Origin of the sequence: Micromonospora sp. NPDC049801 (assembly GCF_040656575.1) — a bacterium.
Classification (GTDB): Bacteria; Actinomycetota; Actinomycetes; order Mycobacteriales; family Micromonosporaceae; genus Micromonospora.
In genome coordinates, this window is the sequence record NZ_JBFAMS010000004.1 from 237,645 (window position 1) to 261,726 (window position 24,082).

25 protein-coding genes and 2 pseudogenes are annotated in these 24,082 nt (G+C 72.3%); 16 read left to right on the forward strand and 11 right to left on the reverse strand.

The window, feature by feature from the left end; genetic code table 11:
• Window positions 1-422: 422 nt before the first annotated feature.
• The 3 genes from AB0I89_RS09310 to AB0I89_RS09320 all read right to left on the reverse strand — a co-directional run bounded on the left by AB0I89_RS09310 (window position 423) and on the right by AB0I89_RS09320 (window position 5,247).
• The gene (locus AB0I89_RS09310) at window positions 423-2,483 is read right to left on the reverse strand and encodes a 3-hydroxyacyl-CoA dehydrogenase NAD-binding domain-containing protein (RefSeq protein ID WP_357122770.1); all 2,061 of its coding nucleotides are present in this window, start codon (window positions 2,481-2,483) and stop codon (window positions 423-425) included.
• A complete protein-coding gene (locus AB0I89_RS09315; RefSeq protein ID WP_357122774.1) occupies window positions 2,480-3,676 on the reverse strand; it encodes a thiolase family protein in 1,197 nt (398 codons plus the stop codon). The genes AB0I89_RS09310 and AB0I89_RS09315 overlap by 4 nt, the downstream gene beginning before the upstream one ends.
• A 245-nt stretch (window positions 3,677-3,921) precedes the next feature.
• Window positions 3,922-5,247 carry a ribonuclease D gene (locus AB0I89_RS09320; protein WP_357122776.1) on the reverse strand — a complete coding sequence of 442 codons (1,326 nt, stop codon included), beginning with the start codon at window positions 5,245-5,247 and terminating at the stop codon, window positions 3,922-3,924.
• Between the two features lie 211 nt (window positions 5,248-5,458).
• On the opposite strand from AB0I89_RS09320, the gene AB0I89_RS09325 reads away from it, so the two are divergent.
• Both AB0I89_RS09325 and AB0I89_RS09330 read left to right on the forward strand, forming a co-directional pair.
• A complete protein-coding gene (locus AB0I89_RS09325) occupies window positions 5,459-6,661 on the forward strand; it encodes a trypsin-like peptidase domain-containing protein (RefSeq protein WP_357122780.1) in 1,203 nt (400 codons plus the stop codon).
• 145 nt (window positions 6,662-6,806) lie between these two features.
• Window positions 6,807-7,652, forward strand: a complete 846-nt coding sequence (locus AB0I89_RS09330; protein ID WP_357122783.1) for a hypothetical protein — start codon at window positions 6,807-6,809, stop codon at window positions 7,650-7,652.
• Between the two features lie 31 nt (window positions 7,653-7,683).
• Here AB0I89_RS09330 and AB0I89_RS09335 read toward each other — a convergent pair whose 3' ends face one another.
• Window positions 7,684-8,256 (reverse strand): DUF3000 domain-containing protein, encoded by a 573-nt coding sequence (locus AB0I89_RS09335; protein WP_357122786.1) that lies wholly within the window; start codon window positions 8,254-8,256, stop codon window positions 7,684-7,686.
• A gap of 136 nt (window positions 8,257-8,392) precedes the next feature.
• Here AB0I89_RS09335 and hemE point away from each other — a divergent pair, with 136 nt between their 5' ends.
• Genes hemE through hemQ form a run of 3 tightly spaced genes read left to right on the forward strand, consistent with a single transcriptional unit; the run spans window position 8,393 to window position 11,605 of the window.
• Window positions 8,393-9,490 carry a uroporphyrinogen decarboxylase gene (gene hemE / locus AB0I89_RS09340; protein WP_357122789.1) on the forward strand — a complete coding sequence of 366 codons (1,098 nt, stop codon included), beginning with the start codon at window positions 8,393-8,395 and terminating at the stop codon, window positions 9,488-9,490.
• 7 nt (window positions 9,491-9,497) lie between these two features.
• On the forward strand, window positions 9,498-10,907 hold the full coding sequence (gene hemG, locus AB0I89_RS09345; RefSeq protein WP_357122792.1) for a protoporphyrinogen oxidase: 1,410 nt from the start codon (window positions 9,498-9,500) through the stop codon (window positions 10,905-10,907).
• The gene (hemQ, locus tag AB0I89_RS09350; protein WP_357122795.1) at window positions 10,904-11,605 is read left to right on the forward strand and encodes a hydrogen peroxide-dependent heme synthase; all 702 of its coding nucleotides are present in this window, start codon (window positions 10,904-10,906) and stop codon (window positions 11,603-11,605) included. The genes hemG and hemQ overlap by 4 nt, the downstream gene beginning before the upstream one ends.
• A gap of 347 nt (window positions 11,606-11,952) precedes the next feature.
• Here hemQ and AB0I89_RS09355 read toward each other — a convergent pair whose 3' ends face one another.
• The 5 genes from AB0I89_RS09355 to AB0I89_RS09375 all read right to left on the reverse strand — a co-directional run bounded on the left by AB0I89_RS09355 (window position 11,953) and on the right by AB0I89_RS09375 (window position 15,707).
• Window positions 11,953-12,459, reverse strand: a complete 507-nt coding sequence (locus AB0I89_RS09355; RefSeq protein WP_357122798.1) for a GNAT family N-acetyltransferase — start codon at window positions 12,457-12,459, stop codon at window positions 11,953-11,955.
• Window positions 12,460-12,550: 91 nt separating this feature from the next.
• The gene (locus AB0I89_RS09360; RefSeq protein WP_357122801.1) at window positions 12,551-13,681 is read right to left on the reverse strand and encodes a lytic polysaccharide monooxygenase; all 1,131 of its coding nucleotides are present in this window, start codon (window positions 13,679-13,681) and stop codon (window positions 12,551-12,553) included.
• Window positions 13,682-13,799: 118 nt separating this feature from the next.
• Window positions 13,800-14,267, reverse strand: coding sequence for a GNAT family N-acetyltransferase (locus AB0I89_RS09365; RefSeq protein ID WP_357122804.1), 468 nt, complete (start codon window positions 14,265-14,267; stop codon window positions 13,800-13,802).
• Window positions 14,268-14,291: 24 nt separating this feature from the next.
• Window positions 14,292-15,221 carry a DMT family transporter gene (locus tag AB0I89_RS09370; RefSeq protein ID WP_357122807.1) on the reverse strand — a complete coding sequence of 310 codons (930 nt, stop codon included), beginning with the start codon at window positions 15,219-15,221 and terminating at the stop codon, window positions 14,292-14,294.
• Window positions 15,222-15,446: 225 nt separating this feature from the next.
• Window positions 15,447-15,707 carry a Prokaryotic metallothionein gene (locus AB0I89_RS09375; RefSeq protein ID WP_355051720.1) on the reverse strand — a complete coding sequence of 87 codons (261 nt, stop codon included), beginning with the start codon at window positions 15,705-15,707 and terminating at the stop codon, window positions 15,447-15,449.
• A 155-nt stretch (window positions 15,708-15,862) separates the two neighbouring features.
• Here AB0I89_RS09375 and AB0I89_RS09380 point away from each other — a divergent pair, with 155 nt between their 5' ends.
• From AB0I89_RS09380 to AB0I89_RS09390, 3 genes are all read left to right on the forward strand, one after another.
• Window positions 15,863-16,138: an isoamylase early set domain-containing protein gene (locus AB0I89_RS09380; RefSeq protein WP_357122810.1), complete on the forward strand. Its 276-nt coding sequence runs from the start codon at window positions 15,863-15,865 to the stop codon at window positions 16,136-16,138.
• Window positions 16,139-16,247: 109 nt separating this feature from the next.
• Window positions 16,248-16,994 (forward strand): lytic polysaccharide monooxygenase, encoded by a 747-nt coding sequence (locus AB0I89_RS09385; protein ID WP_357122813.1) that lies wholly within the window; start codon window positions 16,248-16,250, stop codon window positions 16,992-16,994.
• A gap of 61 nt (window positions 16,995-17,055) precedes the next feature.
• Window positions 17,056-17,661, forward strand: coding sequence for a DUF305 domain-containing protein (locus AB0I89_RS09390; RefSeq protein ID WP_357122816.1), 606 nt, complete (start codon window positions 17,056-17,058; stop codon window positions 17,659-17,661).
• Here AB0I89_RS09390 and msrB read toward each other — a convergent pair.
• Window positions 17,627-18,031, reverse strand: coding sequence for a peptide-methionine (R)-S-oxide reductase MsrB (gene msrB / locus AB0I89_RS09395; RefSeq protein WP_355051724.1), 405 nt, complete (start codon window positions 18,029-18,031; stop codon window positions 17,627-17,629). The genes AB0I89_RS09390 and msrB overlap by 35 nt on opposite strands.
• A gap of 47 nt (window positions 18,032-18,078) precedes the next feature.
• Here msrB and ligD point away from each other — a divergent pair, with 47 nt between their 5' ends.
• The gene (gene ligD / locus AB0I89_RS09400) at window positions 18,079-19,098 is read left to right on the forward strand and encodes a non-homologous end-joining DNA ligase (protein ID WP_357122819.1); all 1,020 of its coding nucleotides are present in this window, start codon (window positions 18,079-18,081) and stop codon (window positions 19,096-19,098) included.
• Between the two features lie 7 nt (window positions 19,099-19,105).
• Here the strand turns inward: ligD and AB0I89_RS09405 are convergent.
• Window positions 19,106-19,401, reverse strand: a pseudogene (locus AB0I89_RS09405) (hypothetical protein).
• Between the two features lie 67 nt (window positions 19,402-19,468).
• Between AB0I89_RS09405 and AB0I89_RS09410 the strand changes: the two are divergent.
• The 7 genes and pseudogenes from AB0I89_RS09410 to AB0I89_RS09440 all read left to right on the forward strand — a co-directional run bounded on the left by AB0I89_RS09410 (window position 19,469) and on the right by AB0I89_RS09440 (window position 24,005).
• Window positions 19,469-19,657 (forward strand): hypothetical protein, encoded by a 189-nt coding sequence (locus tag AB0I89_RS09410; protein ID WP_357122822.1) that lies wholly within the window; start codon window positions 19,469-19,471, stop codon window positions 19,655-19,657.
• 67 nt (window positions 19,658-19,724) lie between these two features.
• Window positions 19,725-20,980, forward strand: a pseudogene (locus tag AB0I89_RS09415) (DUF222 domain-containing protein).
• A gap of 82 nt (window positions 20,981-21,062) precedes the next feature.
• Entirely contained in the window at window positions 21,063-22,289 is a 1,227-nt protein-coding gene (locus tag AB0I89_RS09420) for a hypothetical protein (RefSeq protein WP_357122825.1), read from the forward strand.
• 59 nt (window positions 22,290-22,348) lie between these two features.
• Window positions 22,349-23,086 (forward strand): VOC family protein, encoded by a 738-nt coding sequence (locus tag AB0I89_RS09425; RefSeq protein ID WP_357122828.1) that lies wholly within the window; start codon window positions 22,349-22,351, stop codon window positions 23,084-23,086.
• A gap of 93 nt (window positions 23,087-23,179) precedes the next feature.
• Window positions 23,180-23,638 (forward strand): DUF2975 domain-containing protein, encoded by a 459-nt coding sequence (locus AB0I89_RS09430; protein ID WP_357122831.1) that lies wholly within the window; start codon window positions 23,180-23,182, stop codon window positions 23,636-23,638.
• Window positions 23,638-23,853: a helix-turn-helix transcriptional regulator gene (locus AB0I89_RS09435; RefSeq protein ID WP_355051732.1), complete on the forward strand. Its 216-nt coding sequence runs from the start codon at window positions 23,638-23,640 to the stop codon at window positions 23,851-23,853. The genes AB0I89_RS09430 and AB0I89_RS09435 overlap by 1 nt, the downstream gene beginning before the upstream one ends.
• The gene (locus tag AB0I89_RS09440; protein ID WP_357122834.1) at window positions 23,850-24,005 is read left to right on the forward strand and encodes a hypothetical protein; all 156 of its coding nucleotides are present in this window, start codon (window positions 23,850-23,852) and stop codon (window positions 24,003-24,005) included. The genes AB0I89_RS09435 and AB0I89_RS09440 overlap by 4 nt, the downstream gene beginning before the upstream one ends.
• Window positions 24,006-24,082 lie beyond the last annotated feature (77 nt).

Genomic DNA, 24,082 nt, shown 5'->3' on the forward strand with positions numbered 1-24,082 from the left:
CTGCCCCGGCTGCGGGGGCGGGAAGCCCTGCTGCTGCGGCCAGCCACCGGGCTGCTGCGGGGGCGGGAAGCCCTGCTGCTGCGGCCAACCGGGCTGCGGCGGGCCGGGCTGCTGCGGCGCTGCCGGCTGGCCCGGCTGGTACGGCGCTGCCGGCTGGCCCGGTTGGTACGGCGCTGCCGGCTGGCCCGGCTGCTGCGGCGGGAGGGGGGAGTCGTGCGGCGGCGGCCCGAAGGGGTTGGCCGGTGGCTAGGACATCAGTCAGCTCCAGGATGGGGTGCGAAACGCGTGATCGTAACCCGGTCAGGGCACCCGTGCGGTACCGACCGGGTCCCGCGGGCCACCACGACCGCCCGCAAACGGTCGCGGTGACCGGCCCGGTCCACGAGGGACGGTCCGGCCACCGCGACGGAGGAGCTGATCGGTCAGGCGGGCAGGCTCGCCGCCCCGCGCGGCAGGAACCGCCGGCCGGTGACCCGCTCGGAGGTGCCGGTGCGGTCCAGGTACGGCGTGACACCGCCCAGGTGGAACGGCCAGCCGGCGCCCAGGATCATGCACAGGTCGATGTCCTGTGCCTCGGCGACCACACCCTCGTCCAGCATGAGCCGGATCTCCTGTGCGAGCGCGTCGAGCGCGTTCTGCCGTACCTGCTCGGCGGTCAGCGGCTCATCGCCCACCACCAGCAGCTTCGCGACCTCAGCGTTGATCTGGTCGTCGACGACGAGCGGCTGACCCGAGTCGGCGATCCGCTTCAGGTTCTCGCTGACGTCGTACCGGTCCGGGTACGCGGCGTGCAGGGTGCCGCCCACGTGGTACGCCACGGCCGGCCCGACGAGCTGGAGCAGGGCGAGCGGTCGCATCGGCAGGCCCAGCGGGTCCAGGGCGCTGTCCGCGACGTCCAGCGGGGTGCCGGCGTCCACGGCGGCGAAGACGGTACCCAGGAAGCGGGTGAGCAGCCGGTTCACCACGAACGCCGGGGCGTCCTTGACGAGCACGCTCGACTTCTTGAGCTGCTTGCCGACCGCGAACGCGGTGGCCAGGGTGGCGTCGTCGGTGCGCTCGCCCCGGACGATCTCCAGCAGCGGCAGCACCGCCACCGGGTTGAAGAAGTGGAAGCCGACCACCCGCTCCGGGTGCTCCAACTCCGCCGCCATCTCGGTGATCGACAGCGAGCTGGTGTTGGTGGCGAGCACCGCCTCCGGGGAGACGATCTTCTCCAGCTCGGCCCACACCTGCTTCTTGACGCCCAGGTCCTCGAAGACCGCCTCGATGACGAAGTCAGCATCGCTGAAGGCGCTCTTGTCGACCGTGCCGCTGACCAGGCCGTACAGCTTGGCGGCCGTGCCCTTGTCCATCCGGCCCTTGGTGACGGCCTTCTCGATCTGGGTGTGCACGTAGCCGACGCCCTTGTCCACCCGGGCCTGGTCGAGGTCGGTCATGACGACCGGCACCTGGAGGCGGCGGGCGAACAGCAGCGCCAACTGGCTGGCCATCAGGCCGGCCCCGACGATGCCGACCTTGGTGATCGTGCGAGCAAGGCCCTTGTCCGGTGCGCCGGCCGGGCGCTTGGCCCGCCGCTGCACCAGGTCGAAGGCGTACAGGCCGCTGCGCAGCTCCTCGGAGAAGACCAGGTCCGCGAGGGCCTCGTCCTCGGCGGCGGTGCCGGCGGCGAAGTCGCCGTCCTTCGCGATCTCCAGCAGGTCCAACGCCTTGTACGCGGCCGGTACCGCGCCGTGCAGCCGCTGGTTCAGCGTCTCCCGGGCGAAGTAGAGCACGCCCGCCCACATGTCCTTGTCGACCTCGGGCCGGGTCACCGTGACCTGGCCGCGCACCACACCGGCGGCCCACTCGAGCGAGCGCTCCAGGAAGTCGGCCGGTTCCAGCAGCACGTCCGCGATGCCCAGCTCGGCGGCCTGCTTCGGCTTGAGCATCTTGTTCTGCATGAGCGGGTTCTGGATGATCACCTGCGTGGCGGCGGGGATGCCGATCAGGTTCGGCAGCAGTTGCGTGCCGCCCCAGCCGGGCACCAGACCGAGGGAGACCTCGGGCAGGGCCAGCGCGGCAGCGCCGCCGGAGAGCGTCCGGTAGTGGCAGTGCAGCGCCAACTCCAGGCCGCCACCCATGGCCGCGCCGTTGACGAACGCGAACGTGGGCACGCTGCTGTCCTTGAGCCGGGCGAAGACCCGGTGACCGAGCCGACCGATCTCCAGCGCCTGCGCGCGGTCGGCGAGCTGCGGCAGGCCGACGATGTCCGCGCCCACGCAGAAGATGTACGGCTTGCCGGTGACCGCGATGAACGCCGGGTCGGCGGCGAGCGCGGCGCTGATCGCCTCGTCCAGGCTCGCCAGCCCACCAGGGCCGAACGTGTTCGGCTTGGTGTGGTCGAAGCCGTTGTCCAGGGTGATCAGGGCGGCCGGACGGTCCAGCCCCGGCACGTTCACCTGACGCAGCAGCGCCCTGGTGACGACCTCGTTCGGTGCCTTCACTTGTCGCCACCTTCCCAGTTCGGGTTCTCCCAGATGACCGTGCCGCCCATGCCGATGCCGATGCACATCGCGGTCACGCCGTAGCGGACCTCGGGGTGCTCGGCGAACTGGCGGGCCAGCTGCGTCATCAGCCGTACGCCGGACGAGGCGAGCGGGTGGCCGATGGCGATCGCGCCGCCCCACGGGTTGACCCGCGGGTCGTCGTCGGCGATGCCGAAGTGGTCGAGGAAGGCGAGCACCTGTACGGCGAACGCCTCGTTCAGCTCGAACAGGCCGATGTCGTCGATGGTGAGCCCGGCCAGGCGCAGGGCCTTCTCGGTCGACGGGATCGGGCCGACGCCCATCACCTCCGGCTCCACCCCGACGAAGCCGAACGACACCAGCCGCATGGCGACCGGCAGGCCCAGCTCGCGGGCGGTCGCCTCGTCGGCGAGCAGGCTCGCGGTGGCGCCGTCGTTCAGGCCGGCCGCGTTACCGGCGGTGACCTTGCCGTGCGGGCGGAACGGGGTCTTCAGGGTGGCGAGCTTCTCCATCGAGGTGTCCCGGGGAGCCTCGTCCACTCCGGCCAGACCCCAGCCGCCCTCGGCGTCGCGGATGGACATCGACACCAGGTCGTCCTGGAGCTTGCCGTTGGCGTACGCCTTGGCGGTCTTCTGCTGCGAGGCGAGCGCGAACGCGTCGGTGCGCTCCTTGGTGATGTGCGGCACCAGGTCGTGCAGGTTCTCCGCGGTGGCGCCCATGACCAGCGCCGACGGGTCCACCAGCTTCTCGGCGATGATGCGCGGGTTGGGATCGACGCCCTCACCCATCGGGTGGCGGCCCATGTGCTCGACGCCGCCGGCGATGGCGACGTCGTACGCGCCCATGGCGATGCCGCTGGCCACGGTGGTCACGGCGGTCATCGCGCCGGCGCACATCCGGTCAATGGCGAAGCCGGGAACGGTCTTGGGCAGGCCGGCCAGCAGCGCGGCCGTACGGCCGATGGTGAGGCCCTGGTCGCCGATCTGGGTGGTGGCAGCGATGGCGACCTCCTCGACCCGCTCCGGCGGGAGCTGCGGGTTGCGGCGCAGCAGTTCCCGGATGCAGCGGATCACCAGGTCGTCGGCGCGGGTGTTGGCGTACATGCCACCCGCCTTGCCGAATGGGGTACGGACGCCGTCGACGAAGACGACATCCCGAACTTCACGGGGCACTTGAGCCTCCTAATCGACCACAATTCGGCCTCCGCACCGCTGGGCGGCGCTCCGGACCGAACGAGCGTCGGCCGGGCGGGGCACGTCACCCGGAATGCTACTCGCCAGTAACCAACCCCGTCCCCACGCCCCACTGTGGCCCACCCCACACCCCCGTCCCACCTCGCTGCTCATGAAGTTGTTGTCACGACACGCCGATGGCGATGGCGATAACTTCATGATCAACGGCGGGGGGAGGGGGTGGGTCAGGGGATGGGGTTGGGGGCCAGGGCCTCGGTCAGGTGTGCGTTGAGCAGGCCGATCTGCCACTCGCGGGCGTTGAAGCCGCGGAGCGCCTCTGCCACCGTTGCCTCGGTGATCTCCTCCGGAGGAGTCCAGGCCAGCCGACGTACCGAATCCGGGGTGATCAGATTTTCCGGGGGCAGGTTGTGCTCGCCCGCGAGACGGACCACCACCTCCCGGCAGCGGGCCAGGCGACCGGCCGCCACCGGGTCCCGCTCGGCCCACCGGTGCGGTGGGGGTGGCCCCTCCACCGTCGGGGTGACCGGCAGGGCGTCGTCCGGCAGCTCCCGGGCGTCGTCGAGCGCGGCCAGCCAGGTACGGGCCAGCCGGCGGACTGATCGGCCGCCGAAACCGGGCAGTGTCAGCAGCGTCTTCTCGTCCTTCGGGTCCAGCTCGGCCGCCGCGACGATGGCCGAGTCGGGCAGCACCCGACCGGGCGCGGCGTCCCGTCGGGCGGCGATCTGGTCCCGGGCGTACCACAGGGAGCGGACCCGGGCCTGAGCCCGCGCCCCTCGCACGCGGTGGATGCCGGACGTGCGCCGCCAGGGCTCGGCACGCACCCGGGGCGGGCGTGCGCCGGTACGGACCAGGGCGGCGAACTCCTCGGCGGCCCAGGCCGACTTGCCCTGCCGTGCCAGTTCGGCGTCGAGCGCGTCGCGCAGATCGGTGAGCATCTCCACGTCGAGCGCGGCGTAGGTCAGCCACGACTCGGGCAGCGGGCGATTTGACCAGTCGGCCGCCGAGTGGTGCTTCTCCAGGGTGTAGCCGAGTAGCTGCTCGGTCAGCGCGGCCAGGCCGACCCGCTCGAACCCGGCCAGCCGTGCGGCCAGTTCCGTGTCGAACAGCCGGCGTGGGCGCAGCCCCACCTCGGCCAGACACGGCAGATCCTGGCTGGCCGCGTGGAGCACCCACTCGGCGTCGCCGATCGCCGCGTCCAGCGTGCTGAGGTCGGGCAGCGGCAGCGGGTCGATCAGCGCCGTGCCGGCGCCCGCGCGGCGTAGCTGCACGAGGTACGCGCGTTGGCTGTAGCGGTAGCCCGAGGCGCGTTCGGCATCGAGGGCAACCGGGCCGGTGCCCGCCGCGAAACGGGCCACGACCTCGGCGAGTTCGGCCGGGGTGGCCACCGGTTCGGGGGTGCCGTCACGCGGTGCGGTCAGCGGAACGGGCCCACCGTCGGTCGGGTCGGGCCCCTCGCCCGCCGGCTGCGGCTGGGCCGACGGCGGGTGCTGGGGTGCGTGTCCCGGAGGTTCTGCGGTGGGCCGACGGCGCAGGGGTGGTTCGTCGGTCACCTGCCAACCCTAGTGCGCGCACCGATCCCGCGTGCGCAGCCGGTCCGGCGTGTGTCGACCAGGTGTCCGCAAGGCGTCCTTTCGGATGCCGGACATCGGGGGAGACAAAGCCCGTTCGCGCAGGTACGGTCCATCGAGCCGTCGGCCCCGATCGGGTGGACATCCGGGATGACGGCCGCACGGGGAGATCACGGGGAAGGGCAAGACGATCATGACGGCTGGTTTCGGTGCGGGCGACGGGCGACCGATGGGCGCCGACCCGGACGGCATGAGCGGTTCAGCCGCCGAACGGCCCGGTCCGCTGCCCCCGCGCATCGAACCGCATCCACCGGTCGGCGCCACCTGGTCCGGCACGCCAGGCGGCACCGAGCAACCCATGGCCGTCCCGACGCCCCGCACCGGTTGGTCGGCGCCGCCCAACAGCGGGCAGTGGGGTCAGGGTCCGGTTCCGGCCGGCCCGCCCGCCGCGCCGCCGGGACAAGCGCCCTACCCGGCGGGGCCCGCGCCGTACGCCCCGGTCGTTCCCGCGTCGTACGGCGGTGGTTACCCGCCGGCCGGAGACCTGGCCAGCGCGCCGCCGTACCCCGCCGGCCAGCCCGGTTGGCCGGGTGTCACCCCGCCGCCGGTGCGACCCACCCGACGCCGCTGGCCGGTCGTGCTGGCCACGGTGCTCGTCGTCGCGTTGGCCGCCGTGGTCGGTGTGCAGGCGTACCAGCTCGACCGCCTCGGTGACCGGCTCGCCGCCACCGACGGCCGGCTGGCGCAGGCCCAGGACGGCGACGGCGCCCGCCTCGACGGCCTTGAGAAGCGCGCCGACGCCCTGGAGAAGCAGGCCGGCGCCGCGTTCAACCCGGAGGCGGTGGCCAGCGCCGTACTGCCCAGCGTGTTCCGGGTACGCGCCGGCCAGTTCACCGGCAGCGCGTTCGCGGTGGGCAAGCCGGCGGCCGGCGGCGGCACCAACCTGTTCACCAACTTCCACGTGGTCGAGTCGGTGTGGGAGGGCGGCGGACGCGAGGTCTTCCTGGAGCGCACGGACCAGCGCTTCCCGGCGACCATCGTCAAGGTCGACAAGACCAACGATGTGGCGCACCTGCGTACCACCGGCAAGTTCACCGGCCTGGTCACCGCGCCCACCGCCGTGAAGTCCGGCCAGCAGATCGTCGTCGTCGGCGCTCCGCTCGGCCTGGAAGACAGTGTCACCACCGGTGTGGTGAGCGCGTTGCGCGCCGCCCAGGGTGGCTCCGGCCCGGCCATCCAGTTCGACGCGCCGATCAACCCCGGCAACTCCGGCGGCCCGGTGATCAACGGCAGCAAGCAGGTGGTCGGCATCGCCACCGCCAAGGCTCGCGACGCCGAGGGCATCGGGCTGGCCGTACCGATCAAGGTCGCCTGCGACGGTTTCAAGATCTGCTGACCCGCGGCCTCGGCCGCTCGCGCCACCCCACGGCCCTCCGGGCCGTCCCCAACCCCGTCCGGGTCCTCGGCCCCGGACGATCCCGACGCTGCATCCGGTCCGTCGCGCCCACCAGCGGAGGACCCGCTCACCTGGAGGAAGAAACATGTCCCAGCCACCGACCGGCCCGGAGGGCACCCCGCCCGCCGCGCCGACGCCGCCGGCCGCCACCCCGCCGGCCGGTGCGCCCGACGCCGACGCGACGGTGCCGCACGCGGCGGTGCCCCAGCCGACCGGCACCGAACCGACCGCGCAGTACCCGACCGGTCAGCCCGCCCCGCAGCAGTACGCCCCGGGCCAGGCGATGCCGCCGCAGCAGTACGCGCCGGGCCAGGCCGCCCCGCAGTACGGCGCCGGCCAGACGACCGCCTACCCGGCCAGCGCCCCGCCGTACGCCGGGCAGCCCATGTCGGCCCCGCCGGTCTCCGGCCCGGCGTACGGGCAGCCCATGTCGGGCCCGCCGGTCTCCGGTCCCGCGTACGGGCAGCCCATGTCGGGCCCGCCCGGTATGGCGCCGTACGGCGCTGCGCCGGCCCCGCGGCGCAGCCGCGCCGTGCTGGTGCTGGCTCTGGTGGCCACGCTGCTCTTCCTCGTAAGCGGGGTGATGACCGGGCTGTTCGTGACCAAGAACAACGAGCTGAACCGGACCGAGAAGCGCCTCAACGTCCAGGTCAGCCAGCGCGACGGCACCATCGCGGCCAACACCACCGAGATCGGTCGGCTCAAGACCGAACTGCAGGTCATGCAGGACAAGCTCGACAACACCGAGCAGGATCTGACCGGTACCCGGAACGACCGTGACGAGCAGACCCGGCAGAAGAAGGTCATCGCCAGTTGCCTGGACAAGCTGACCACGGCGCTGGGCGCGGCGGCCGCCGGCAACAAGAGCAAGTACGACGCGGCGATGAAGGGCCTCGACAAGGTCTGCGACGAGGCGGAGAACTACCTCTGATCCGCCGCGCCGCCCGCCGCCACCCCCGCCCTCAGGCGGTGGCGGCCGGGCGGCGGTCGGCGAGCGCGGTGACCCCGGGCGGGGGCAGACCGGCCGTCGAGGCGAGCAGGGTGCACCACCCGAGCAGGTGGGGGGCCAGGTTGTCGTCGACGGGTGTCCAGGAGGCGCGGATCTCGATGTCGCCGGCCGTCGGTGGGCCGGCCAGGTCACCGAACCGGGTCGACATGGTCTGGGTGACCGTTCCGCCGATCGCGCGGTGACGGGCGTCCTGCGTGTCGAGGGCGTCGGTCAGCCACGTCCAGCCGACCCCGGGTAGCAGCGGGTCGGCGGCGAGGTCGACCTCCAACTCGGCCGTCACATAGGTGACTAACCGCAGGGTGCCCTGCCACGCCTCGTGCCCGGCGGGATCGTGCAGCAGGATCAGCCGCCCGGTGGCCACCTCGTCGCCGTCGCGCAGCACCGTCGCGGAGAGCGCGAACGTGTACGGCGCGAGTCGTTGGGGCGCGCCGACCTCCTCCAGGGTGATCTCCGGCCGGGGCGCCGGCGACCGGAGCCCGGCGACCGCGCGGGCGAAGGTCTCCGGGAGCGCGATCGGGGGGGCCATGTCGGCAGCCTATGCCGCCGTGTGGTCGCCCGCTTCGACGGCGCGCCGACACTCGCGAGAGGCGTCCGGGTGTGGAACGTGCCCTTCCTCTCACCCCCACCCGGTCCGAGGTGGGCGGCGTGGCACGATTGCGGCGATGACCACGGATACCACGGGCACTGCCGCCCGAGACGGACACCCGCGCCCCGGCGGCCCGGCCGACTCGCCCTTCGTCCGGGCGTGCCGGCGTCGGCCCGGCCCGCACACCCCGGTCTGGTTCATGCGCCAGGCGGGACGCTCCCTTCCGGAGTACCGGGAGATCCGGGCCAACGTGCCGATGCTGGAGTCGTGCCGCCGCCCGGAGCTGGTCACCGAGATCACCCTCCAGCCGGTTCGCCGGCACGGGGTGGACGCGGCCATCCTGTTCAGCGACATCGTGGTGCCCGTCGCCGCGGCCGGGATCGACCTGGACATCGTGCCGGGCACCGGCCCGGTGGTCGCCGAGCCGATCCGTACCGCCGGCGACGTCGAGCGGATCCGTCCGATCAGCCGCGACGACGTCCCGTACGTGGACGAGGCCGTCCGGCAGCTCGTGGTCGAGCTGGGCGACACCCCGCTGATCGGCTTCGCCGGGGCGCCGTTCACGCTGGCCAGCTACCTCGTCGAGGGTGGCCCGTCGCGGACCCACGCCAAGACCAAGGCCCTGATGTACGGCGACCCCGAGCTGTGGCACGCGCTCTGCGCCCGGCTGGCCGAGGTGACCCTGGCCTTCCTGCGGGTGCAGATCGAGGCCGGGGTGTCCGCCGTACAGCTCTTCGACTCGTGGGCCGGCGCGCTCTCCGAGGCCGACTACCGCCGTTACGTGCTGCCGCACTCGACGGAGGTGCTCAGCGGGTTGGCGGACGCCGGTGTGCCGCGCATCCACTTCGGGGTGGGCACCGCCGAGCTGCTGGGCGCGATGGGTGAGGCCGGCGCGGACGTGGTCGGCGTCGACTGGCGTACACCACTGGATGTGGCCACCGGCCGGATCGGGCCGGACCGGGCGGTGCAGGGCAACCTGGACCCGGCCGTGCTGCTCGCGCCGTGGCCGGTGGTCGAGGCCGAGGTACGCCGCATCGTCGAGCAGGGCCGGGCCGCCCCCGGGCACGTGTTCAACCTCGGCCACGGTGTGCTGCCGGAGGTTGACCCGGACGTGTTGACCCGGGTGGTCGCGCTGGTGCACGAGGTGTCCAGCCGCCGGGCCGACCAGGGCTGAGAAGGCGATGCGGCAGCCCTGGCGGGTGGCGGTGGTCGGCGGCGGGATCGCCGGGTTGGCCGCCGCGGTCCGCTTGCGCGACCGCGCGCCGGAGGGCGCCGAGATCACCGTGTACGAGCAGTCCGGCGCGCTCGGTGGCAAGCTGCGCACCGGCACGCTGGCCGGTGGACCGGTGGAGTTCGGCGCCGAGTCGTTCCTGATGCGCGACCCCACCGGGGCCGAGAGCGCGGCGGTGGCGCTGGCCCGCCGGCTCGGGCTGGCCGAGAAGATCGTGCACCCCACCGTCGGGCAGGCCGCGTTGGTGGTCGACGGGGGGCTGCGCCCCATCCCGGGCGGGACGCTGGTGGGCGTACCCGGGGATCTGGATCGGGTGGCGGCGGTCGCCCGGCCGGCGGCGGACGCCGACCTCGACGGCGGTCGGCCGCTGGTCGGGCCCGACGCGGACGTCTCGGTGGGCGCGCTGGTCCGCTCCCGCTTCGGTGACGAGGTGGTCGACCGGCTGGTCGACCCGATGCTCGGCGGCGTGTACGCGGGCCGCGCCGACGACCTGTCCCTGGTCACCACGATGCCGGCGCTGGCCCGCGCGGCGCGGGTGGAGCACACCCTGGTCGGCGCGGTCCGGGCCGCGCAGGCCGCCGCCCCGCGCGCACCCGGCGCCCCGGTCTTCGGCACCCTGGCCGGCGGGCTGGGCACCCTCATCGAGGCGGCGGTGACGGCCAGCGGCGCGACGATCCGACGGGACGCCGCCGTGCGCGAGGTGACCCGGACCGACAGTGGCTGGCGGCTCACCGTCGGCCCGACCCGCGATCCGCAGAGCGTCGACGTGGACGCCGTGGTGCTGGCGGTGCCGGCCCGGCCGGCGGCCCGCCTGCTCGCCGGCCCGGCCCCGCAGGCCGCGTCGGTCGTCGGCGAGCTGGACTACGCGAGCGTCGCGCTGGTCACCCTGGCGCTGCCGCAGCCGCCGCTGCCCGAGCTGTCCGGCTTCCTGGTGCCGAGCACCGAGGGGCTGCTGATCAAGGCGGCGACGTTCTTCACCACGAAGTGGGGGCACCTGCGGCGGCCGGACGGGCTGGCGCTGGTGCGCGCCTCGGTGGGCCGCTACGGCGAGGAGGCGCAGCTCCAGCGCCCGGACGCCGACCTGGCCGCGACGGTGCACCGGGAGCTGTCGGCCGTGCTCGACACCCCGCTGCCCGCCCCGGTCGACGGGCACGTGCAGCGGTGGGGCGGCGCGCTGCCGCAGTACACCCCGGGGCACGCCGACCGGGTTGCCGCCGCGCGGACGGCGCTGCGGGCCGCGCACCCCACCCTGGTCCTCGCCGGCGCCGGCTACGACGGTGTCGGCATACCGGTCTGCGTCCGCTCCGGCGAGACGGCGGCCGACGAGATCATCACAGCACTGGGAGGATCGGCGAGATGAGCGAGCAGACCAACGCGGCCCGGCTACGCGAGCTGAACGACAGCATCCGCTACACGATGTGGTCGGTGTTCCGGGCCAGCGGAACGCTGCCGTCGCTGCGGGACAACGTCACCGGTGAGGTCGAGTCCCTCTTCGACGAGCTGGCCGGCAAGGACGTGGTGATCCGGGGCGTGTACGACGTGGCCGGCCTGCGCGCCGACGCGGACGTGATGATCTGGTGGCACTCGGCGTCGAGCGACGCCCTCCAGGACGCGTACCTGCGGTTCCGGCGCACGACGCTGGGCCGGGCGCTGACCCCGGTGTGGTCGCAGATGGCGCTGCACCGGCCGGCCGAGTTCAACAAGAGCCACATCCCGGCGTTCCTGGCCGGCGAGGAGGCCCGCCCCTACCTGTGCGTCTACCCGTTCGTGCGCTCGTACGAGTGGTACCTGCTGCCCGACGCCGAGCGGCGTGAGCTGCTGGCCGAGCACGGGAAGATGGCACGCGGCTACCCGGACGTACGCGCCAACACGGTCGCCTCGTTCGCGCTTGGCGACTACGAGTGGATGCTCGCGTTCGAGGCCGACGAGCTGCACCGGATCGTCGACCTGATGCGGGACCTGCGCGCCTCCGGGGCCCGCCGGCACGTCCGCGAGGAGGTCCCGTTCTACACGGGCCGCCGCCGCTCGGTCGCCGAGATCGTCAACTGCCTGGTCTGACCCTCGCCGCCCGCAGCTCTCACCCCCGCCCGGGCGCGCGCCCAGCCCAGCCCCCGCCCTCCGCCCTCGCGATCTTGCCCCTTCTGCCCTGCCCCGCCCGGCCTTCCCTGCCCCGCCCACGCCCTGCCCCGCGATCTTGCACTTTCTGTCGCGACGAAAGGGGCATAGGCCGCGATCTGGCAACCGAAAGTGCAAGATCGCCGCACCGGCTGCCCGGGTCTCGTCGATCATGGAGTCGTGGTGCCTGGTTTGCCCGTCAGTGGGTGCTTTGTCGACCACCACAACTCCATGATCGACGCGGCGGGACGGGGGGTGACGGGGCGGCGCGGGGTGACGGGGGTTGTTGGTTAGTGCGAGGGGGTGGGGCGGAGGGGGCGGAGCATGATCTGTTCTCGGCGTACGCCGTCGGGCATGAGGTCACCTGGCTCGTCGGTCAAGCGGAAGCCGGCGCGGTGGTAGAGGGACTTGGCGCGCGCGTTGTCCACCCGGACGGAGAGCCGTAGCCGCTCCGCGCCGCGCTTCTGGGCCCAGTGCGCCACCTCGTTCACCAGGCGGTCGCCGACACCGCTGCCGCGAGCGTCGGGATGCACCCACATCGAGATCAGGTCCCGCGTCAGCGGGTCCGACGTGGGTACGCCGCTCGACATCCCGACCGGACGCCCGGCCAGGGCGGCCACCAGGTTGAGTGAGCCGGGGATGCTCAACCGGTCGCGCCAGCGCTGCTCGCGATCGCCGTCACCCTGCCAGTCGGCGAGCCGTGAGCCGAACGCGTCCGGCGCCTCGGCGAGGGCGGCCAGCCGTAGCTCCCGCCAGGTGGGCCAGTCGTCGGGGGTGAGCACCAAGATGTCGATCATGCGGAGATGGTGCCCGGACGGATCGCCGGGCACCACCGCATTCCCGCCGTCCGGCGCCGCGCCCCCGCCCGGGTGCGGCACCGGACGGGGATCAACTGGTCGCCGTGCAGGAGACCAGCGGAACCGGGTTGCTGCCGTTCCACGAGCCGAGCAGACCGAATGTCGTACTCGCTCCGGCAGCCAGCGTGCCGTTGTAGTTGACGTTGCGCGCGGTGACCAGCGTGCCGTTCGTGGTGACGGTGGCGCTCCACGACGAGGCGACCTGCTGGCCGTTGTTGTAGTTCCAGCTCACCGACCAGCCCTTGGTGGGTGAGCCACCGGCGGTGACCTTCACCTCGGCCTGGAAGCCGCCGGACCACTGCCCGGTGATCTGGTACGTCGCCGTGCAGGCCCCGGCCGGCGGCGGGGTGCTCGGCGGGGGAGTCGTCGGCGGGGGCGTGGTGGGCGGCGGAGTCGTCGGCGGGGGCGTGGTGGGCGGCGGAGTCGTCGGCGGCGGTGTGGTGGGCGGCGGGGTGCTGGTGCCGCCACCGAAGTCCACGTCACTGCACAGGTAGTACGACTGGTCCAGGTGGCTCGCCTGCCAGATGGTGTAGACGATGTGCCGCCCGGTCCGTCCCGGTGCGCTCACCGGGATCTGGATGGAGACGCCGCCGGTGTCCTTGTCCCACTGCGACGCCGGGGTGTTGCCGATCTGACCGGCCAACTCCAGGTCGTTCCAGCCCAGCGGCTGGGTGGCCGAGTTGAAGCCCTGCTTCGTCACGTACACCCGGATGTAGTCGGCGCCGTGGCTGGCCTGATCGAAGAAGCGCAGCCGGAAGTTGTTCGCCACCGAGGTGGTCTTCCAGGCGCCGACCGTGTCCATGGCGTTGTAGCGGCCGTTCTGGGTCCGTCCGCCGCTGCACAGTTGGCCGTTCGGGATCGCGCCCTGGTGGTTGCCGGCCACACCCTCCCGGAACAGGCCGTTCCAGTTCCACATGGCCTGCGGGTCGGCCTGCCAGGCCTGCCAGCACATCGGGTCCTCGGTGGCCATGCGCGGGTTCTGGAAGTCACCACCCCAGCGCTGCCAGCAGCTGTAGTTACGCGAGGGTGGGTCGACGACCGAGCCGTGCGCGGAGGCGGATGGGACCAGCGAGACGCTCAGCGCCGTGGTCAGCAGGAGCGTGGCGGCTGCCGCGATGGCGAGCGGCCGGAGCACGCGTGGTGTTCGGGCGATTGTGGACATGGAGCCCCCGGGGGGATGAGGTCGGACGACGACACCCGGACTGCCGGGAGTTGCCCGCTCCCGTGCCTACTCGCTGGCTCCCGCGATGGCTCTATCCGGCACGATGCCAGTTTGATCGTCAGACGTCAATGGCTGCCGGTCGCGCGTCTCGGCGCATCGGGGTGTGCGGGATGCCGTCCTCGACGTACTCCGGGCCGCTGACCGTGAAGCCGTGTCGGGCGTAGAACGCGACCAGGTGCGACTGGGCCTCCAGCACGCATGGCTGGTCGCCGACCAGGTCGAGCGCCGCCGCCATCAGCCGGCCGGCGTGCCCGCCACCACGGGCCGCCGGGGCCACCACCACCCGGCCGATCCGGGCGACGCCGTCCGGGTCGGCCAGGATCCGCAGGTACGCCATCAGAGCGTCGCCGTCGGTCAGCCAGACGTGTCGGGTACCCGGCTCGACGTCACGCCCGTCGAGTTCCGGGTACGGGCAGTTCTGCTCCACCACGAACACATCGATGCGCAGCTTGAGCAGGTCGTGAAGGGTGCGGGCGTCCAGGTCGGCGAAGAGCGCGGTTCGGATCTCGGTGGTCTGCTGGGGCATCCACCGATGGTAGGTCGGGCTGGTTCACCCGATGTTCGCGCGCTCGGGTGCGAGGTAGGTGGCGGCCACGGCGGTGAGCAGCAGAACACCGCCGACGATCACCGGCCGGGGGAGCGGTTCGTGCAGCAGCGCCACCGACAGGGCGGCGGCGGTGAGCGGTTCGAGCAGGGTCAGCACGGCCGCGACGCTGCCCGGCGTGGTGCGCAGCCCGGCGTAGAACAACGCGTACGCAACCGCGGTGGTGACCACGCCGAGGTGCAGCAGCAGTGCCACGGTGTCGAGGCGTACCGGCACGCTGACCCCGGCGACCAGGGCGAACGGCGCCAGGGTCAGCGCACCGACCACGGTGGAGATGGTGGTGAGTGTCATCGGCGCGGCGCGCTGCGACACCTGGCGGCTGATCAGGGTGGTCACCGCGTACCCGAGGCCGGAGCCGGCCGCCGCGAGCAGGCCGAGCAGCGGGGCGGGCGCCGCCGTGCCGGGCTGCTCGGTGGCGGCGGTGATCAGGACGAGGCCGGCCACCGCCGCGACGAGCGTGCCGAGTCGCAGCGGCCCGGGGAGCCGACGGGCGCGCGCCGACTCCCAGGCCGCGGCGAGCACCGGGGCCAGGCCCAGACTGACGATGGTGGCCACGCTGACTCCGGCCAGCGCCACGGCGGCGAAGTAGAGCGCCTGGTAGACGCCGAGGCCGACGCCGGTGAGCAGCAGCGGTACGGGTGCGACGCGCAGGGTGGCCGCGATCGTGCGGAGCCGGCCGGCGGCGCACGCCAGCAGCACGAGCGCGGCGATGGCGAGGCGGTGAAAGCCGATGCTCACCGGGCTGAGCCCGGTGCCCTCGCGCAGGAGTTGCACCGCCACGCCGGTGGTGCCCCACAGCACGCCGGTGACGGTGATCTGGAGCAGGCCGCTGCGGGCGGCCGAGGCGGCCGGCAACAGGGTGCGGGTGGTGGACACGGGAGCGCTCCGAAGGGTGAGCCGTTGACGGGACGACGTCGACGGAGCGCGTACGACAGAGTGGCCGAGCGGGGTCAGGTCACCCGGTCGGCGAGAGGCGCGGCGCTCCGCTCAGGAGCGCGGCGGGGGCAGGACGCCCAGGAATGGCCGCATGGCGACGACCGTACCCCAGCTTGGCGGTCCGGTTGGCCCACGGCCGGGCCGACCCGATCAGGCCGACCCGGGTCAGGCCGGGCGCGCGCCGACGGCGTCGCGGATCTCGGCGCCCTCGGCGCCCTCGACCGCTCGGGCGCAGTGCCCGCAGCAGAAGAATCGCCCGTTGACCTCGACGCCGTGTCCGACGATCTTGACCTGGCAGTGTTCGCAGATGGGCGCCATGCGGTGGATCGCGCACTCGAAGGAGTCGAAGGTGTGCACGTCACCGCTGACGGTGTGCACCTCGAACGCCATCCAGTAGTCGTTGCCGCAGACCTCGCACGTTGCCACAGGAACCCCCCGTATCAGGACATGTGTTACCACACTGCCTCAGGGTGGGGCGGCGACGGGCGAATTACCGCCAGCCGGCCTCGCCGGATGGCGTGTCGGCGTCGGCGTGTCCTGCGTTAGGCCAGGTGAACCGCCGTGACCCCCGGAGGATCACCATGATCAAGCGCAACAAGCTCTTCGGCAGCCAGACCCGGGTGACCTTCTGCCTCCCGCGAGACGCGCCACCCGGTCCGGTGAGCGTCGTGGGCTCGTTCAACGGCTGGGAGCCCGGTCGGCACGAGCTGGTGGCGCGGCGCGACGGCACCCGCACGGTGACCGTGAAGCTCGGTCCGGGGGAGTACCGCTTCCGCTACCTCGCCACCGGCGGCGTCTGGCTCGACGACGAGAGCGCCGACGGCGTCGACGACAACGGCAGCCTGCTGCGACTGTGAGAGGTCAACTCGTCACCATCGATGTATTTATCGATGACGCTCTTTACTGTTAATAAAGTTTAAATTACCTTGGGGGCACCTCACCGCACCTGCCGAAGGAGCTGCCCCCATGCGCCGAAGAATCACCGTCCCGCTGGTGGCGGCGGGCGCTGTCGCCGCCACCCTCACCGTCGCCGCGCCAGCCCAGGCGCACGGCTACGTCTCCGCCCCGCCCAGCCGGCAGGCGCTCTGCGCGCAGGGCAAGGTGCCCGACTGCGGGCAGATCAAGTACGAGCCGCAGAGCGTCGAAGGGCCCAAGGGCCTCAAGAGCTGCAACGCCGGCATCACCCAGTTCGCCGTCCTCAACGACGACAGCCGGGGCTGGCCGGCCACGTCGGTCGGTAGCTCGCTGACCTTCACCTGGTTCAACACGGCCCGGCACGCCACCAGCAACTGGGAGTACTGGATCGGCAACACCCGCGTCGGCGTGGTCAACGGCAACGGGCAGCAGCCCGGCGCGACGGTCTCGCACACCGTCAACCTGGGCGGTTTCTCCGGGCGGCAGAAGATCCTCGCCGTGTGGAACATCTCCGACACCGCGAACGCCTTCTACTCCTGCATCGACGTGCAGATCGGTGGCGGCGGGTCGACCCCCACCCCGACGCCGACCACCTCACCCACGCCGCGACCGACGACCAGCCCCACCGCCGCGCCGACGACCCCGCCCCCGGCGGGCGGCAGTTGGACGGCCGGCCGGGCTTACCAGGTCGGCGACCAGGTCACCTACGGCGGCCGGACGTACCGCTGCCGGCAGGCGCACACCGCGATCGCCGGCTGGGAGCCGCCGAACGTACCGGCGCTCTGGCAACAGGTCTGACCGCGCGGGTGCGGTCCCGGCCGCACCCGCGTCGCCACCCCCACCCGATCGGAGCCCCGGCATGCCCCGCGCAACCCACCTGGCGTGGTTGGTCGCCGCGTCGCTGCTCGCCGGCTGCGCCGGGCCGTCCCCGCGCCCGCCGGCTCCCGCGTCCCCGGTGGTGGCCGACTCCGCGCCGGCCGCCGCCGAGCTGAGCGGCATCGACGTGGTGTTCCTGAGCACCATGGCCGGGCACAGCGAGCGCACCCTCCAGATCGTCCGGCTCGCCCGGGACCGGCTACGCGACGACGCGCTGAAGACACTGGCCGCCGCCATCGAGGTGACCGAGGCCGACGAGCTGTCGACCATGCGCGGCTGGCTGCCGACAACCGGACCGGGCGTCAGCGCCGCCGCCGGGCACGACCACGCCGGGCACGGCGACGACGCGGCGCTCGACCGGCTGCGGGCCGCGTCGGACTCCGACGTCGACCGGGTGCTGCGCGAGGTCCTCGCCGACCACCAGCGAGCCGCCGCCGACCTGGCCCGGGCCCAGGTCGGCGTCGGCCGCGACGAGCGGGTCCGCGACCTGGCCCGGCGGATCGAACAGTCCCGGTCCGCCGAGGTCCAGCTGCTCAGCGGGTACGACGATCAGGTCAGCGGGGTTCCAGGCGCACCGAGATCGAGTTGACGCAGTGCCGGGTGTCCTTCGGCGTGAAACCCTCGCCGTGGAACACGTGCCCGAGGTGACTGTCGCAGCGGGCGCAGCGGATCTCCGTACGGGCCATGCCGAGGCTGCGATCCTCGATCTCCTTGACCCGGCCCGGGATGGCGTCGTCGAAGCTCGGCCACCCGCAGTGCGAGTCGAACTTCGTGTCACTGGAGAAGAGTTCCAGACCGCAGGCCCGGCAGTGGTAGACGCCCGACGTCTTGGTGTCCACGTACTCGCCGGTCCACGGACGTTCCGTTCCGTGCTCCCGCAGGACGTGGAACTCCTCCGGGGTCAGGCGGACGCGCCACTCGTCCTCGGTCTTGGGCAGGTTGTTGTCGTCAAGACTCACCCGTCAACGGTACGTCGAACGTCGGGGGCGTGGCATAAGGTCGCGGGATGGGTGGCACCAAGGCAGTCGCCGAGGTCGAGGTGGCCGGGCACACCGTACGACTCAGCAGCCCCGACCGGGTGATCTTCCCCCAGCGGGGCTTCACCAAGGCGGACGTCTTCCACTACTACCTCGCCGTCGGCGACGGGATCATGCGCGCCCTGCGGGACCGGCCCACCACGCTGCAACGCTTCCCCGAGGGCGTCGAGGGTGAGGCGTTCTTCCAGAAGCGGGTGCCCACCCGGGGCGTGCCGCCCTGGATCACCACCGCCGACATCACCTTTCCGAGCGGTCGCGGCGCGGCCGAGCTGTGCCCGGCCGACCTGGCCCACGTGGCCTGGGCGGCGCAGATGGGCACGATCGTGTTCCACCCGTGGCCGGTGCGCGCCGCCGACACCGACCGCCCCGACGAACTGCGCATCGACCTCGACCCGCAGCCCGGCACCGACTTCGCCGACGCCGGCCGGGCCGCCGCCGAGGTGCGCGCTGTCCTCGACGAGCTGGGCGCGATCGGCTGGCCGAAGACCTCCGGCGGGCGCGGCGTTCACGTCTACCTGCGCATCCAACCCCGCTGGACGTTCACCGAGGTCCGTCGCGCCACCATCGCCCTGGCCCGTGAGGTCGAACGCCGCAACCCCGACCTGGTGACCACCGCCTGGTGGAAGGAGGAGCGCGGCAGTCGGGTCTTCGTCGACTACAACCAGATGGCCCGGGACCGGACGATCGCCTGCGCGTACTCGCTGCGCGCCAACGCCCGGGCCACCGTCTCCACTCCGGTCACCTGGGACGAGCTGCCCGACGTCGACCCGGACGACTTCGACCTGCGGACCGTGCCGGCCCGGCTCGCCGAGCGCGGCGACCCGCACGCCGGCATCGACGACGCCCCGTGGGACATCACGCCCCTGCTGGAGTGGGCCGACCGCGACGCCGCCGCCGGCCAGGGCGACCTGCCGTACCCGCCGGACCACCCGAAGATGCCCGGCGAACCCAAGCGGGTGCAGCCCAGCCGCGCCAAGCGCACGCCATAGCGCCGTCTCACTCGGGCGGCCGAGCCGTCCACGCCACAAACCTGTCGAACAGCTCCCGAGGGTCGGGTACCGCGTCCGGGTTCAGCTTGAGCAGGTCGGCCGTCGCCTCGAACAACTGGCTCGCCAGGTAGACCGACAACCCCACCCGATCCCGCCGGTACTGCATCGTCAGCAGCAGTCGGGCCGGCGGGCCGGCCAGGCGGCCGCGCAGACGCGGCACAACCACAGCGGGCGCATCGGCGTGTGCGGGCGGATCGCTCTCCGCTGGGCGTACGGGACCGGCGGCTCGTTCGGCGAAGGCATACCTCCTACGGTGACCGGTAAGTTGACCAGGGTCAAGGAGTCGGGTCAACTGATTACCGTCCGCCATATGGATCTGGTGGGCGCTGCGGAGATTCGCGCGATGCTTGGCGGCATCAGCAAGCAGCGCGTTTACGTGATCACCAGCCACCGGAACTTCCCGGAGCCGGTGGCTGATCTGGTGCAGGGCAAGGTCTGGCGCAAGTCGGACGTGGTGGCCTGGATTCGAGAGCACCGTCCGGAGTTGGCCGAGGGCTGACCGCGCCCGAACGGTTGGTTCGCAGTGCTCGGCGTGGCCGATTCTTGTCGTACACCTGTTCTAGAATTTGCCTGGGCTCGATGAGCTGGCACAGGCGGACCGGGCGGTGGCGGCGTGCGCCGACACCGCCGTCTGGGCCCTCGCTGACCACGATCTGATCGCGGCGCTCGACGCCAGCCACCGGCTGACGCAGCGTCTGGCGGCGGTGCAGTTGGCGGCGATCCGTGAGTTGGACGGTCGGGGCACGGCTGTCGCGCAGGGGCGTCCTCGACGGCGGTGTGGCTGCGTGAGCGGCTGCGACTCGACGTCGGCGCCGCGCGCCGGCTGGTCGCCCTCGCGGCCTCGGTCGACGTCGCGCCGCCAGGTGTGCGCCAGGCACTGGCGGACGGCACGGTCAGCGTGGAGCAGGCCCGGGTCATCGCCGACACGGCCGCCACGGTGTCAGCCGTGGCGGGCGCGGAGGTGGCCGACAAGGCGGTCGGGGTGCTCGTCGAGTGGGCAGGGCAGTTCGATCCGACGCTGCTGCGGCGGATGGGCACCCGGATCCTCGATCACGTCGCTCCCGGTCTTGCCGACGCCGCCGACGCGGCAGCCCTGGCCGCCGAGGACGCCCGGGCGGCCCTCGACCGGCACGTCACCGTCTCCGAGCAGACCGGCGGACGGCTCCGGCTCAGCGGCATCCTCGACGCCGAGGCCGCCGCGCTGCTCCGCGCCGCCATCGACCCGCTGAGCGCGCCCGCCGGGCCGGACGACAACCGCTGCGCTGGTCAGCGTCGCCACGATGCCCTCGCGGACGTGTGCCGGCTGGCGCTGCGTACCGGTGAGCTGCCCGAGACCGGTGGTGACCCCGCGCAGCTCGTCGTCACCACCAGCTTCGACGGGCTGACCCGGCAGTTGGGCGCGGGCACGCTCGACGTTGGCCTGCGGCTCACCCCCGACACGGTGCGCCGGCTCGCCTGCGACGCCGCCATCCTGCCGGCCGTGCTCGGCCGCGGCGGTCAGGTCCTCGATGTCGGCCGGCAACGACGACTCGTCACCGGGCCGCTGCGCCGGGCACTGGTGCTGCGCGACGGGGGCTGCGCGTTCCCGGGCTGCGACCGGCCGCCGCGCTGGTGCGCCGCCCACCACATCCGCCACTGGGCCGACGGCGGGCCGACCAGCCTCGACAACGCCGTCCTGCTCTGCGGCCACCACCACCGGCACGTCCACCAGACCGACTGGGTGGTGCGACTCGGCGACGACGGCCACCCGGAGTTCGTGCCGCCGGCCTGGCTCGACCCCGACCAGCTCCCACGCCGCAACGAATTCCACCGCCGCACATAGTCCGCAGGGTGGCATCCGCACCGGCCGAGCCAGTTGACATTGTCGATACCCTGCAAGGCGCTGGTCGGGGGAGAGGTGGCTGATGTTCAAGGACGTCACGTCGGTACGGGTGCTCGCCTACTTCCCGTGTCAGCTCTCCGCGCCGGCCCCGGCCGAGGGTGACGTGCCCACGGGGTGGAGCGTCACCGACGGCCTCGACGACCTGGCGTTGCAGCCCTACGGTCAACGGCTCCTCGACGACCTGCTCGGCAGCATGCCCCGGCCCACGATGGAGATCAGCGGTGGCGCGGAGGTCCTGCGGACCGCCGGGCAGGAGATCGATCCCGCGCTGTCGCCCACCACGGAATCCGGCGCGTGGCAGGTGGTCTCGGCCCGGATCAGCCTCTGGAACGTCGACTGTGGCCTGGTCTGCGTCACCTACCAACTGCCGGACGGCATCGTCAGCGGCGTCGGCGACGTGGTTGCCGAGGTCGCCCCGCCGGTGCAGCGGATGCTGCCCGCGGTGACGCGGCTCCTGCGTGCCGTCCTGCCGGCGCCGGCCGGTACCGACGAGGTGTTCGTCCTCTGGGCCAACACCACCTTCGCCGTCCGGGTCGATCCGGACTGCGATCCGGCACGCCGACGGGCCATCGCCGAGCGGTTCAGCCCGGACGGCGTGGACTGCACGCCCGACAGCATCTCCGATGGCGTGTTGCGGGTCGGCTCGCACACCACGGCCGTGGTCAGTGACTTCGGGTCGCGCCCGGCCCTGCTGTTGGCCCGGCTGACCGGGGTGCATCACGTCTGCTGGGCTGCGGCCCTGCGCTACGACGCGGTGCTCTCGGCGGAGCTGTCCCAGATTGACCCCGGGCGTGGCGGCCTGTCCATGAGCGCTCTGGAAGACCAGGCCAAGCGCATTCTCGGCGGCTACCACCGCATCCGCCTGTTCCGGCTCGGCTATTCGTCGGTGGAGGCGCACCTCGACGCGGCCGGCGGCACGGTGTGGAACGCGCTGGAGCAGCAGTGGAAGTTCCGGCTCGTCCTCACCACGCTGGACGAGCGGCTCGACTTCGTCCGGACGCTGCACCAGCAACTGGTCGGCCGCCTCCAGGACCGCCGGTCCCGCCTCCTCAACGAACTGGTGCTGGCCTTCACCTTCCTGAACATCTTCGCCATCGTGCTCGCCGCCCTGACTTTCGTCGCGCTGCCGAGCCTCGACGTCGGGCTCCTGGCCTCGGCGATCGGAGTGGTGATGCTGCTGGCGAACCTGACCGCGTACCTCGCGTTCCGTCGCCAGATGAACGACCCGGGTCGGGCCTCCGGCGCGTGACCGGCGGTCGACCTGAATAGGGCTGCATAGGGCGCGCGAGCATCGATAGCATCGCCGCCATGGCGACGCGGCTTGTGCAGATCAACATGAAGGCTCGGGACGAGGTGGCGCTCGGCGAGTTCTGGGCCGAGGTGCTCGGCTGGGAGATGTCCAGCGAGGGGCCCGGTGTGACCAACCTCGAACCGAAGGGCATCGGCTATCCCGATCCCGTCGCCGTCTTTATCGACATCGTCGTCTCCGACGAGCCCAAGACGGGAAAGAACCGCGTACACGTGGACCTGGCGACGACCTCGACGGCGCACCAGGCCGAGGTCGTCGCGCGCCTGAAGGATCTCGGCGCGACGCCCGTCGACGTGGGTCAGGGGGACGTGTCGTGGATCGTCCTGGCCGACCCGGAGGGCAACGAGTTCTGCGTGCTGGACTGGCACGACCCGGACCAGGACACCGGCCCGATCGCCTCCGTGGTGGTCGACTGCGCGGACCCGAGAGCCATGGCCCGTTTCTGGGGCGAGGCGACGGACTGGACCGTGCACAAGGTGACCGACGACAGCGCGGTCCTGCGCTCGTCCCGGGGCGTGGGTCCGTACCTGCAGTTTCTGCGGACGCCCGACGTGAAAACGGGGTGGAACCGTGTCCACCTCGACGTGCGCCCGTACCCGAACGACGAGATGGAGGCCGAGGCGGCGCGACTGCTGGCTCTCGGCGCGACCCCGATCGACCTGGGCGACAGCACCATCCCGTGGAAGGTCTTCGCCGATCCGGAGGGCAACGAGTTCTGTCTCCTCACCCCGATGTGATCCGCGTGGCACCGCCGTACGTCAATCGCCGCACCGATTGACTTTCGATAGGTTGCGAGCGAAACTCGATGCATGCTTGTTGAACGTCGAGCGGTGTCCGCTCTCCGAGTGTTCCTCCTGGTGCTGTTCGGGGTCCTGGTCCTCTTCCAGACCCTCTCGCTGCCGGGGCAGTTCGCGCACATGGCGCAGGAGTCGCCGCAGGACGCGTACCTCCGGTGGCCGGCGACGATCGTGACGGTCTTCTGGGCGCTCTGCGTCCAGGTGGTGATCGTCGCGACGTGGCAGCTGCTCAGCCTGGTCAAGAACGACCGCATCTTCACCGAGGCGTCGCTGAAGTGGGTGGACGCCATCGTCTGGGCCATCGCCGCCGCGTGGCTGGTGCTGGTGGGCGTCTTCCTCTACGTCGGGTTCAACGCCGACGACCCCGGACTGCCGCTCCTGCTGTTCCTGCTGACGGTGGGCGTCACCGTGCTGGGCCTCCTCATGGTGGTCATGCGCGCCCTGCTGCGGCAGGCCACCACGCTACGGACCGACATGGAAGCGGTGATCTGATGCCCATCGTCGTCCGGATCGACGTCGAGTTGGCCAAGCGCAAGATGAGCGTCGGCGAGTTCGCCGAGCGCGTCGGGCTCACCCCGGCGAACGTGGCGGTGCTCAAGAACGGCCGCGCCAAGGCCGTCCGCTTCAGCACCCTCGAAGCGATGTGCCGGGTGCTCGAATGCCAGCCCGGAGACCTCCTCGAATGGGTCGAGGAGGAGACCGCATGAGGTACGTCGTCGCCATCGCGGCCGTCGCCCTCGGCGTCACCGCCGTCGTGTACGGAGGGGCCGACGACTCGCCGGGCCTCCAGCTCATCGGCGCATTGCTCGTCGTGGGCGCGATCGCCTTCGCCGTACGGGCGGCCCGACGCGGCGCGTGACCGCGCCGGCCGTTCTCGTAATAACGATCATGTAACGGGCGCGAACCTTTCCCCGTAGGTGACCTGTCTTGAAGGTC